11 protein-coding genes are annotated in these 12,391 nt (G+C 45.6%); all 11 read right to left on the reverse strand.

What is annotated here, in order from left to right; genetic code table 11:
* Window positions 1-10 precede the first annotated feature (10 nt).
* Window positions 11-1,342, reverse strand: coding sequence for a sensor domain-containing diguanylate cyclase (locus tag LC508_RS05410; protein WP_103732722.1), 1,332 nt, complete (start codon window positions 1,340-1,342; stop codon window positions 11-13).
* Window positions 1,309-1,872 carry a GNAT family N-acetyltransferase gene (locus LC508_RS05415; RefSeq protein ID WP_033140294.1) on the reverse strand — a complete coding sequence of 188 codons (564 nt, stop codon included), beginning with the start codon at window positions 1,870-1,872 and terminating at the stop codon, window positions 1,309-1,311. The genes LC508_RS05410 and LC508_RS05415 overlap by 34 nt, the downstream gene beginning before the upstream one ends.
* Before the next feature lie 262 nt (window positions 1,873-2,134).
* The gene (gene rlmH, locus LC508_RS05420) at window positions 2,135-2,614 is read right to left on the reverse strand and encodes a 23S rRNA (pseudouridine(1915)-N(3))-methyltransferase RlmH (RefSeq protein WP_103732721.1); all 480 of its coding nucleotides are present in this window, start codon (window positions 2,612-2,614) and stop codon (window positions 2,135-2,137) included.
* Window positions 2,611-3,327 (reverse strand): DNA alkylation repair protein, encoded by a 717-nt coding sequence (locus LC508_RS05425; protein WP_225305327.1) that lies wholly within the window; start codon window positions 3,325-3,327, stop codon window positions 2,611-2,613. Before LC508_RS05425 ends, rlmH begins: the two co-directional genes overlap by 4 nt.
* A 61-nt stretch (window positions 3,328-3,388) precedes the next feature.
* Window positions 3,389-4,783 carry an NADPH-dependent glutamate synthase gene (gene gltA / locus LC508_RS05430; protein ID WP_103732720.1) on the reverse strand — a complete coding sequence of 465 codons (1,395 nt, stop codon included), beginning with the start codon at window positions 4,781-4,783 and terminating at the stop codon, window positions 3,389-3,391.
* The gene (locus LC508_RS05435; protein WP_033140297.1) at window positions 4,783-5,670 is read right to left on the reverse strand and encodes a sulfide/dihydroorotate dehydrogenase-like FAD/NAD-binding protein; all 888 of its coding nucleotides are present in this window, start codon (window positions 5,668-5,670) and stop codon (window positions 4,783-4,785) included. Before LC508_RS05435 ends, gltA begins: the two co-directional genes overlap by 1 nt.
* A 122-nt stretch (window positions 5,671-5,792) precedes the next feature.
* On the reverse strand, window positions 5,793-6,920 hold the full coding sequence (locus LC508_RS05440; RefSeq protein WP_033140298.1) for a chitobiase/beta-hexosaminidase C-terminal domain-containing protein: 1,128 nt from the start codon (window positions 6,918-6,920) through the stop codon (window positions 5,793-5,795).
* 33 nt (window positions 6,921-6,953) lie between these two features.
* The gene (locus LC508_RS05445; protein WP_103732963.1) at window positions 6,954-9,488 is read right to left on the reverse strand and encodes an FtsK/SpoIIIE family DNA translocase; all 2,535 of its coding nucleotides are present in this window, start codon (window positions 9,486-9,488) and stop codon (window positions 6,954-6,956) included.
* Window positions 9,489-9,524: 36 nt separating this feature from the next.
* On the reverse strand, window positions 9,525-10,400 hold the full coding sequence (locus LC508_RS05450; RefSeq protein WP_033140300.1) for an undecaprenyl-diphosphate phosphatase: 876 nt from the start codon (window positions 10,398-10,400) through the stop codon (window positions 9,525-9,527).
* A gap of 147 nt (window positions 10,401-10,547) precedes the next feature.
* On the reverse strand, window positions 10,548-11,252 hold the full coding sequence (locus tag LC508_RS05455) for a ClpP family protease (RefSeq protein WP_033140301.1): 705 nt from the start codon (window positions 11,250-11,252) through the stop codon (window positions 10,548-10,550).
* A 122-nt stretch (window positions 11,253-11,374) separates the two neighbouring features.
* Entirely contained in the window at window positions 11,375-11,953 is a 579-nt protein-coding gene (locus LC508_RS05460) for a hypothetical protein (protein ID WP_054351230.1), read from the reverse strand.
* Window positions 11,954-12,391 lie beyond the last annotated feature (438 nt).

Here is a 12,391-nt window from a genome sequence, read left to right on the forward strand (position 1 = left end):
TCTGTTGACATTAATGATGAATCTGTCTCTTCTCCTCATACATCCGCTGGTCTGCCTGGCGAATAAGCGCCTCCGCATTTTCCTGTTCCTCAGGGTAGCGCGCATACCCGATACTCACATGGGGATGCAGGGTACATTCGGGCAGTATATATGGACGGCCAATCTCCTCTTTCAGTCGTTCTTTTAGTTTTTCATAGAATTCGTCGCCTTTTCCACCGGCAGCCAGTACCGTAAATTCATCTCCGCCGGTACGAAATGCCAAATCCTCTTCAGAGAGGCATTTTTGCATACGGGCTGCGGACTCTTTTAAAAACTTATCGCCGATATCGTGTCCAAAACGGTCATTGATCTGTTTAAACCTGTCCATATCCAGATAGTATAATACGCAGGGACGATTCTGCAGGACGAATTCCTTTAAGCAGTTCATAAAATATCTGCCGTTATGCAGGCCCGTCAGCGGGTCCGTATTGACCAGCTTTGCCAGCTCCTTTTTTTGCTCTGCGCTGGTCAGTATGCCGTTGATGACCATGACTGCCAGAACGAGTATGAGACTGCAGACAATGGATTCTATCCATATGTATTCCATGGGAACCCATCCTTTTTTGGGAATTATGCTCAAATGCCATGTACCGTTTGGAACCTGAATCACATCCTCCACGGCATCCGTCACAGAAAAGTCCGCGTTCTGTATGATATTCTGCACCTTGCCTGTATCCGGATGGATCCGCCATATTTTATATTTGTATCCCTGTCCATTCAATGCCTTTAAATTTATCTCGTCAAATATCTCAGGCACATTGAGCACAACAATGCTGAATCCCCAGAATGTTTTCTGCCCATCCTCATCTGTCAGATATATGGGATTTCTCGCCACAATTCCCATGCCGCCCTGTGAAAGTTCATATGGGCCTGCCAAGGTCATTTTTCCTGTGTCCCTGGCATACTCTGCCTCTGTTTTCCTGTCAGGATCACTGAACAGGTCGCCGAAGGCTTCCTCGTTTCCCTCCAGGGGATATACATAGGTCACATTTCCATCCGGTGCCAGCTGCAGGCTTCTGATAGAGGCATCCTTTTCGTAAAGACTTTCAGCTGCCTTATCAAAATTTACCACCTCGCCATGGTTGCTGGTGACGATCACTTCCAGTGCTTTTGTGGTAAACAATTGAGAATCAATGGCATACTGCAGTTTACTGATTTCTCCCCTCAAAACATATCTGGCATTGCGCATGCTGCTGTTCTTCTGATACATGTACAGACATACCACCATGCAGACAGAAGCAAGCGCCAGAGTAACGGATATTCCTGTAATCATCCATCGTTTTTTCTTACTGTGTTTTTCCATCTTTTTCCCTTCTTCAAGGTGACATCCGGATCTGTTTCGTAAATATTACTTGTATTGTTCCATACGCCTGTTAAGACAGCTCCGTTTTTTTCAAATATCTTATTGGACGCTGCATTATCCATATGTACAAAAGATTTCACTTTGGTATAACCGAGGGACTTACATTTTTCTAAAATATTGACAAACAATATATTGCCATACCCCTTCCCTCTATACTGTTTTGCGATTCCATAACCAAAGTTTCCTACACCCTGTTTTTCTAAAATCTCACTGGAATGATGACGTATCCTGGCGATTCCTACCGGTTTTTCCTCCACATAGAGAAAATATGTGGACTGAGGTATATAATTTTCCGGCAGATTTCGCGATTTGGAGTAATCATCCTGCTGTATGAGCCAATTTCTGTACTCGCCATAAGAGATACCATAAACTTCATTTGGAAAACCGTTTTCATTGCTTCCTAAATCCTGAAGCATTTCATATTCGGCCATGCCGTTTAAAGGGGAAAGCTGTTTTAATTCAATTTTCATTTTCACTCTCCTATTCATGAACTGTTGCCGTTTACTAATTATTTTCCAGTTCAGCAAGGATCTCCTCAACCGTATAGTACGCACCGGTTTCATATCCCTGTTTTTCATCTCTTAGTCCATATTATACCCATAATCTGTATCGGAAACAACTACCATTTCTCGTATCATATAACTATCGTCCGGCAAAAAAAGTATCCAAATCTGAGAAAAGGAATAACAGACCGCTTAGTCTGCCATTCCTTATATGCTGACCGTTCAAAATTCATTTGTGATAAGGCTGCCCACTCATGATCCGGTAACTCCTGTAAATCTGTTCCAGCAATATTACCCGCATCAACTGATGCGGAAATGTCATTTTGGAAAAGCTGAGCGCAAAATCCGAGCGTTTCAGCACCTCTTTTCCAAGTCCGATGGAACCGCCTATGACAAAAGTGATATGGCTCTTCCCCTGTATTCCAAGACTCTCTATCTTTTGGGAGAGTTCAACAGAGTCCAGTATTTTTCCATTGATCTCTAGTGTAATGACGTAGGCATCTTCCCTGATGCATTTTAGAATGCGCTCGCCTTCTTTCTGGCGGATATTCTCCTCCACAGTCTCGCTGGCGGCATCCGGTGTTTTTTCGTCTGCCACTTCCAGGATTTCCAGCTTGCAGTATTTGCTCAGACGCTTTGTATATTCGGCAATGGCGTCACGATAGAACTTTTCTTTGATCTTTCCAACAGTAAGTATGGTGATCTTCATTTTCCTGTATCCTCCCGCTTCCATTTCAAAAGTCTGTCCTTTTCCTCTCTTGACACCCGGTAGGATTCCCTGATCTTCTGAATGGATTTATTGTGTGTAAAGGTATCCATGGTATCTGTCTGCAGAAATGCGGCGGTCTTCTCCGGAAACTTCACATAGCAGACAGAGACTGCCCAGGCTGCCGCCATCTGCACATAATAGGCATCACTGTCTAAATGGTTGCATATATCCAGCAGACGGTCAATATAATCCTCTGTCACAAAATGGTCAAGCATAGATACCAGAGCAAAACGAATCTCATATTCTCTTTCTGAGCTGAGATATCGCTCCAAAAAGGCGAACCAGTAAGCAGAATCCTTTCTCATAAACTTATAAGTAATACAACTGCAGTCACAAATGGCCCAATTATTGATTTTGGGCACAAAACGCGCCAGTGCCTGCGTCTGCTCCTCCCGCTCCATTTTCGCATATCCGATCACAATACCCTGGAGCATCAGTTCTTCATAACAGCTATCATCCGCTTTCTCTAAAAAACCGGCATAGTCCTCCCCTGCGATCTTCTTTGCCATTTTCCGGAGCTTTGGCAGCCGGACCCCCATCATGGTCGTCAGGCCCGGTATCAGGGATTCCTGAAATTTTTTGTAGTCCTTATCAGCCGACTCTCTCAGTTCCTCTCTTATTGCTTCTATCATGATTTCCCTTGTGTTCTCCATTTTCCTCCATACAACTGAAAAAAGAGCCGCCACGTCCGGTGACGGCTCTTTGTATGTTTAATTAATTATTTTTTCCTTTGATGAATTCGTCGATTCCCTGTGCAGCGGATTTTCCTGCGCCCATGGCCAGGATAACCGTTGCGGCACCTGTCACGGCATCACCGCCGGCGTAAACACCGTCTTTGGTTGTTTTGCCATTTTCCTCATCAGCGATGATACATTTTCTCTTGTTTGTATCAAGGCCGATTGTGGTGGAAGAAATCAGCGGGTTCGGGGAAGTTCCCAGGGACATGATAACTGTATCCAGTTCCATCTCAAACTCAGAACCCGGAATCTCTACAGGACGTCTTCTTCCTGACGCATCCGGCTCGCCCAGTTCCATACGAACACACTTCATGCCTCTTACCCAGCCGTTTTCATCTGCCAGGATCTCTGTAGGATTGCACAGAAGGTCAAAGATAATTCCTTCTTCTTTTGCGTGATGTACTTCTTCCGCTCTTGCAGGAAGCTCTGCTTCACTTCTTCTGTATACAATATGTACCTCAGCGCCGAGACGAAGAGCTGTTCTTGCAGCATCCATTGCCACGTTGCCGCCGCCTACAACGGCTACTTTCTTGCCCATTTTAATAGGTGTGTCATGGTCGTCGCGGAAAGCTTTCATCAGGTTGCTTCTTGTCAGGTACTCATTGGCAGAGAATACACCGTTGCTTATCTCACCCGGAATGCCCATGAACATGGGGAGTCCTGCACCGGAACCGATGAATACAGCTTCAAAGCCTTCTTTTTCCATGAGCTCGTCGATCGTGGTGGATTTACCGATAATCACGTTCGTCTCGATCTTAACACCTAACGCTTTTACATTTTCAACTTCCATTTTAACTACTTTGTCTTTCGGAAGACGGAATTCAGGAATACCGTATACCAGTACACCGCCCGGCTGATGAAGTGCTTCAAAGATCGTTACATCGTAACCCATCTTAGCCAGATCTCCGGCGCAGGTAAGACCTGCAGGTCCGGCACCAATCACTGCAACCTTATGTCCGTTTTTCTCCTTCGGAGGTTCCGGTTTGATTCCGTTTTCTTTTGCCCAGTCAGCAACAAAACGCTCCAGCTTACCGATAGAAACCGGTTCGCCTTTGATACCGCGGATACACAGACCTTCACACTGTGTTTCCTGGGGGCAGACACGTCCGCAGACTGCCGGAAGGGCGCTGGACTGGCCGATCACTTTGAATGCTTCTTCAAAGTTGCCCTCTTTTACTTCTTTGATAAATCCGGGAATGTCAATGTTTACAGGACATCCCTTGACACATTTTGCATTTTTACAGGTTAAGCAGCGGGCTGCCTCTTCCATTGCTTCTTCTTTGTTATATCCATAGCAAACTTCTTCAAAGTTTGTTGCTCTCACCTTCGGGTCCTGTTCTCTTACAGGAACTTTCTTTAATACGTCACCCATTATTCGTCACCTCCGCAGTTTCCGCATCCGCCGTGATGGGTATCCCCCTCACGAAGTTTTAATAATGCTCTTCCTTCTTCTGTCTTGTACATCTGCTGTCTCTTCATTGCCAGATCCCAGTCAATCAGATGACCGTCAAATTCAGGACCGTCCACGCATGCGAATTTCACTTCACCGCCGACGATAACACGGCAGGCTCCGCACATACCGGTTCCGTCAACCATGACCGGATTCATGGAAACGATAGTGGGCAGATTCAGTTTCTTAGTTGTCAGGCAGCAGAATTTCATCATGATCATGGGGCCGATCGCAACACATTTTGTATAGGTCTTGCCTTCAGCAGTCAGGTCTTCAATTACTTTTGTTACCATTCCGTGACGTCCATATGTACCATCATCTGTGGTGATGTATAAATTTCCTGCTACTTCTTCCATTTCCTTTTCCAGGATGATCAGGTCTTTGGTCTTGGCACCTACAATGACATCAGCGTCAATGCCGTGCTCGTGCAGCCATTTTACCTGCGGATATACCGGTGCGGTTCCAACGCCGCCGGCTACAAATAAAAGTTTTTCTTTCTTTAACTCTTCCAGATCTTCATTTACAAATTCAGATGGACATCCTAACGGACCTACGAAATCTTCAAAGAAATCTCCTGTCTGCATTTTAGCGAATTTTTCGGTGGAAGCACCTACCGGCTGGAATACGATCGTAACAGTTCCTGCCTCTCTGTCATAATCACAGATGGTAAGCGGAATTCTCTCCCCTGCATCGTCTTTTTTCACGATGACGAACTGTCCGGGTTCACAGTGTTTTGCAACCCTTGGTGCGTCAACAACCATGAGATATACTATCTCATTGAGCTTTTCTGCTTTCAGAATCTTGTACATAATGTCCTCCTCACAACTCCAAATATGGTAATTCTATTGCTATAGTCGCTCTTTTTAGTATAGAGCAAAAGTAACAAAAATTCAATCCGAATTTTAGAAAAATTTCCAATTTACTTTATAAATCATTGATAAATGACATAAGTTGCACTTGCCGGACTGCTTATTTTTCCGTTTTCATCCACTAAGATGGCGGAAAATATATTCTCTCCCACAGGCATGGCAACCGGGCCTGTATATTCTGTGCTTTCGGTGGTAGGTGTTTCATTAAATTCATAATATGCGGTACATCCCTTCGGCACATATACTTTAATTGTCATGGAGTCCTCATACTGACCGGAGGCGGGTGTGATTCTGGGAGCGTCCGGCGCCTTGAATTCTATGGTGTAGGTCATAAGGCCGATGTCACTGGGAATGCCTTTGGCGTTATACGCCACATATTTCAGGGTATACTCTCCCTCCTCCTCCAACATGATCCCGCTGGCGGAGTCATACAGTTTGCTGGTGGTATCCGGGTCTTTGCCGTCCAGAGTATAATATATTTTGGTTCCGTCTTCAATGGCGCTGAAATCCACTTCCTCTTTGCTGTCATAGGTTCCGCCGTCCAGTGAGATAACCGGAAGGGTACTGATATAGGAAGAATAGCGTTCCTTTACCTCTGTGCTCTCACAGTCATCCATCAGCTCCTTGATCTTTTTGACCTCCCCCTGTTTCTCGTACAGGCGGAGCAGTTCCCCATAGGCACTGACACTGTCGGGAGCCTTGGCGATGGTGGCAATGAGAATCGCCAGCGCTTTCTCCTCCTCCTCATTTTTCAGATATATCTTTGCCTGCAGAATGTTGGCTTCTGTGCTGTCAGGCTGCAGATTCAGGGCACGTTCCAGGTATTTCAGAGCTGAGTCATAGTCCTTGTTGCTGAACTCAGACTCAGCTTGGGCCATCTGGAAATCAAAAGAATTGTACTGCTTCTGATAGAAGATCACACCTGCGCCCACAGCCAGCACACATACGCCGGCCACAGTAAATCCCACAGCCATACGCCTTTTCTTTCTGCGCTTCATCTCCTGTTCCTGGCGTCTCTTTTCCCGGAGCGCATGCTCCTCTTTTTTCTTCTTCTCTTTTTCCTGTATCTCTCGCTGCTGGATAATCGTCTCCAGCGTATTATATTCCGGCACCCATTGAACTTCTTTGCCGCATACGGGGCAGAACAATATGCCATCTTCAAATTCTGTACCGCAGTTCGCACACTTCATGTAAATACCTCATTTCTCATCTATATCAATATTTTACAAATACTCTTCTATATACTGTTCAAATTCTTCCTGGGACATAAGGACTTTTCTGGGTTTGGTACCTTCCTCCTCGCCCACTACGCCGGCTTCACAGAGCTGGTCCATGATTCTTGCTGCCCGGTTAAAACCAATCTTAAATACACGCTGGAGCATACCGATGGAGGCCTTGTCCTTCTCAATGATGAACTTGCCGGCGTCGGTAAAGTAGGCATCCCGGTCATTTCCACCGGATGCCGCTCCTGCCTGATTGGCGGAAGCATCTTTGGCTGCTTCAATTTTGTCCTGGATCTCCTGGCTGTAGACATGGGCAGGATTCTGCCCCGCTAAGAATTTCACTACAGCCCCCACTTCCTGGTCACTGACAAAAGCGCCCTGTACACGGGCCGGCTTCTGGTAACCCTGCGGGTAAAATAACATGTCGCCTTTGCCCAGCAGTTTTTCCGCGCCGTTCATATCAATAATGGTCCGGGAATCCACACCGGAGGATACGGAGAACGCGATTCTGGAAGGCATGTTTGCCTTGATCAGGCCGGTGATGACATTGACGGAAGGACGCTGTGTAGCGATGATCAGATGGATTCCCGCTGCACGGGCAAGCTGTGCCAGGCGGCAGATCGCATCCTCCACCTCACCGGGCGCTACCATCATAAGATCTGCCAGCTCGTCCACAATGATAACGATCTGCGGCATCTTTTCCGGCTTTCCTTCCTCTTCAATATCCTTAATTTTGTCAACTTTTGCATTGTATCCTTTTAAATCCCTGACATTGTACTCTGCAAATTTATTATAACGGTCTGTCATCTCCGCAACTGCCCAGTTCAGGGCACCTGCCGCTTTCTTGGGGTCAGTGACCACAGGGATCAGCAGATGGGGAATCCCGTTATACACACTCAGCTCCACAACCTTGGGATCTATCATGATCAGCCGTACCTCTTCCGGGGTGGCTTTGTAAAGGATACTCATAATCAATGTATTGATACATACGGATTTACCGGAGCCTGTGGCGCCTGCGATCAGCAGATGGGGCATCTTGGCAATATCGGCAATGACCGGCTGTCCTGCAATATCTTTTCCCGCCGCAAATGCCAGCTTGGATTTGCACGTGGAAAAAGCCTCGGACTGTATCAGTTCACGAAGCATAACTGCACTGTTTGTGGCATTGGGGACTTCGATTCCGACGGCGGCTTTGCCGGGAATGGGTGCCTCAATACGGATATCCGTTGCTGCCAGATTCAGTTTGATATCATCGGTCAGGCTGACAATTTTGCTGACTTTAACGCCCTGTTCCGGCTGCAGCTCATAACGCGTAACGGTCGGACCGCAGCTCACATTGGTCACTGTCACATTGACCCCGAAATTGTGCAGTGTCTCCTGCAGTTTTTTGGCTGTGCTGCGAAGATGCGTGTCAGAATCACCTTTTCCGCCGGTTCCCTTTTTCAGCAGTGAGACGGGAGGAATTTCGTATTCCTTTTTTATCTCCTGTTCCTTGTCCGCGATCTCACCCTTTATGTTTTCAATACCATCCTCGATCTCATCTTTTGAGGAACGCGTTTTTTTCGCGGAACCTGCTTTTCGGGGCTTTTCCTCCACAACAGGTTCTGCCGGTATATCTTCCACAATCTCTTCCACCTCTGCCGGCGCTGTGTCGGAACGGTGGATAGGGAAAGCATTTTCTGGTTTCAGAAGGATATCATCTGCAGGAATCTCCTCTGCCGGTTCCGTCAAAGCTGCCTCAGCCGCTGCTGCTTCCTTCCGGATAACACTTATATTTTCAGCAGCCGGATTGGCTGCAATGCTGTCTTCGTTCTTGTTTCTTCTTGTTTTCAATTTTAAAGGTTCGGATTCTTCGTTTTTCTCTCCGTGTTTTGCTCTTCTTCCTGTGACAGGTCTGTCTTTCTGCTCTGCCGCATACTGTTTTCTGCGGGCATGTCCTGCCTTCGCACTGCCGTACACGTGGGTGCTGCCCTTCTTAAGAAGCGCGAACATGGATTTTTGTGTGATCAGTATCAGAGCAATGATCATTGCAATGATAACGATCACATAAGTTCCGACCGTGCCAAACGCTTTTCCGAAGATATTGCAAAGAAGTCCTCCCAGAATACCTCCGCCGGTCTGGTACGTGGACGAAATTTTATAATAATCCATAATGGAAGTTCCGCCGAAATAGCCGTCCGTTAAAAGCTGCATCAATGCGCAGGCAGAAATGAACAGCAAAAGAAAGCCTGCCATTTTCCGGTAAGCTTTCGGATTTCTGTTATTTGATATGACAAAGGATACGGCAAGGAATAAAAAGATAGGGAATATGTAGGCAACCAGGCCGAACAGTCCGAAGAAGACTCCGCTGACTGTCTTTCCTACCAGGCCTCCCATGCCGAAATTGCTCAGTAACAGCAGGATGGAGCCTGCCAGTGTGATCCATAATATTATCTCAGTATACAGGCCGATGCCCTCGTCCTGTTTTTTCTTATTTCTGCTTCCAGAGCGGGTGCCCGTCTTTTTTCTTGTGTTGTTTTTTTTCGTCGCTGCCATTTTCCTGACTCCCCTTATAGTTCCTGCGGTTTGCACCTACAGGACAAAATTACACGTTACAGCAACAATTCCGATGATAAAACAGTAAATACTGAAATACCGGAATTTTTTGCGCTGTATCAGCCGCAGCATTGTTTTGATGCAGAAGTACCCCGCTGCTCCTGCAAGAACGGCTGCCGCCAGATATTCCCCAAACACGGGAAGTGTGACTCCCGAGCCGGGTATGTCCTTCAATTCCAGGACTGCTGCCCCCAACACAGCCGGAATGGACATGATAAATGAATATTTTACTGCAAATTTTCTGTTGAGACCGCAGAGCAGACAGGCTGCTATGGTCATACCGGACCTGGAGATTCCCGGAAATACGGCGATTCCCTGAAAAAAGCCGATAGCCAGCGCGATCCAAAAGGATACATCTTTCGGTATTTTGTCACCTGCCGGGAAGAAGTCCACCACCAAAAGCAGGATGCCGGTGATAAAAAGCCCAACCCCGGGTGCCAGCAGATTGCTGCCGGCTGTTTCCACAACATTCTGCAGAAGCAGGCCCACAATCGCAGTGGGAATTGTAGAAACCGTAATAAGCAGGATAAATTTACGATAATTGGAGGACACGATCTTCCTATAACGCCTGGCATCGTGTTCTCTTCTGTTGTGTGACCATATTTTAATATTCTGAATGATATCATAAATCATTCCGCAGCCGTCCAGGATCAGCTTCTTAATGTCCTTCCAGAACGCGATAAAAATAGCTGTCAGCGTTCCCAAATGTAAAATCACATCGAACAACACGCCTGTATCGGTATTGATGTTTAATAGATTCTGCATAATAGCCAGATGCCCGGAACTGCTCACCGGAAGGAATTCTGTGATTCCCTGCACCAGTCCAAGCAGAAGTGCCTGTAATAATGACATGTGGTCAACCTCTTCATATGTATTTTCTCCATCTGATTCCTGTGTACAGCGCACAGATGGAGTGATAAACTTTATCAAATGTTTATTTTATCATAAAATTGCATTTCACACAACTTAAAAGTCTTTACAAAATTTAAGAATTTTCGATCAGGCGTCTTTTTTCTTATTTTCTTCTATGAGTTCATACAGTTTTTCCAGAGACTGGGAAATGCCGCCCACTTCATCTATGAGACCTTCTTTTACGGCCTCTTCGCCCTCCAGCATAGTGCCCACATCCTTGACAAGCTGGGTGGGATCCAGCATCAGTTCTTCGATACGCTCCTGGGTCATTTTGGAATGGGAAGAGACAAAGCCTGTGATACGGTCCTGTATCTTTTCTATGTTTTTATAAGACTGCATCACACCGATGAACATACCGTTGCTCCGGACCGGATGGATCACCATGGTGGCAGAGGGCACAATAAAAGAGTAATCCGCAGATACAGCCATAGGCACACCGATGGAGTGACCGCCTCCAAGCACCAGGGAAACGGTCGGTTTGCTCAGGGACGCGATCATCTCCGCGATCGCCAGCCCTGCCTCCACGTCTCCGCCCACCGTGTTCAGCAGGATCAGCAGGCCGTCCACGTCCTTGCTGTCTTCAATGACAGCGAGCTTTGGAAGGACATGTTCGTATTTGGTTGTCTTACTGTTGTTCGGCAGGGATTCGTGGCCTTCCACCTCACCTATGATGGACAGAAGATGGATGTGATACTGTTTTTCATTATCCGATAAATCAAGCTGCCCCATATCTTCTATCTGTTCATTCTGCTTTTCTGTTTTCTCCAGTTCATTTTTCTTTTCTTCAGACATAAAAGTACCTCCAAGATTTTATTCCTGGAGGTAGGATATGTAATTTGGTGATAATTATGCATAGCCCGGGTCAGAGCAATGTGCTGCATTTTATTCTGTTGATATTGCAGGCTGTGGCAAAATCATTTTTTCTTTTTTCTCTTATCACGGGCCGGGTCAAACCATAATTTGGAAGGATATCTTTTTAGATAGCGGTTAATACTGGGTTGGAAATTCATGATGATACAGCAGATATATGCCATTATAATAAAAAATGCTGTAAGCCATGTTGAAATCTGCATATTCGGATATAACAGTATATATTCCTTTGTGATCCAAAGCGCAAAGGCACCACCCAATGTGGTAAAAACAGTACCTCCGATTTTACTCAGTCCACCAATATATTCGCCCATCATCACAGCAACCGGCATAATTATAGGCGTGAGAATACGTCTGTCTCTTCCGAAACGGATTGAATGATTGGTTAGGGGATAATGCATATACAGTTCAACAATACTGATTATAAAGCTGATAAGCCAGGCTATAAGAAGTATGTTCTGAAACACATTAAATACTGAGATGATTTTACACGTTTTCTCTGAATGCAGGTCTTCAAATTCTATCTGCTTCTGTCTGTTGTACTCCTCTACCATCCGCTTGACTTCTTCTGGCTCATAGGCCAGTCTGTCTTTTAAATCCTCGGATTCCTTTTTATCCTGCATTTACACACCTCCGTTCAAACTTTTACAAAGTTCTACCACCCCTGGCGAAGATGTTCCAGACATTTTTCATACATGTCTTTTGAATACTCAAATTCTACATAGGAGAATATGGCATTCACGAAACAAAATAATATGAATATGGTTTCTATCAGTAATTCCCTGTCCTCCCAAATAGATTTTTTCTTTTTCCGCAATAGGATTATTTCTATAATATGAAAAATACTCAGGCTGCCATAGATGAAAAATGCCACGTAATAGCATACTTCTCGGTTCCAATTCTGCCCGCTACTCAGATAATAAAGAAGCATTGTCGGAGGAATAAAGAAAAGCAGCCCTACAATCCTTTTAAATATTTTTTTCTGTTTTGCTTCCATAGACTTCACCTGTCCAAAATTCCATTTACTGATTCGCCTATTCCTATATTGATATCATACCATT

It is taken from the genome of Blautia parvula (genome assembly GCF_020215665.1).
Taxonomy (GTDB): domain Bacteria; phylum Bacillota; class Clostridia; order Lachnospirales; family Lachnospiraceae; genus Blautia; species Blautia celeris.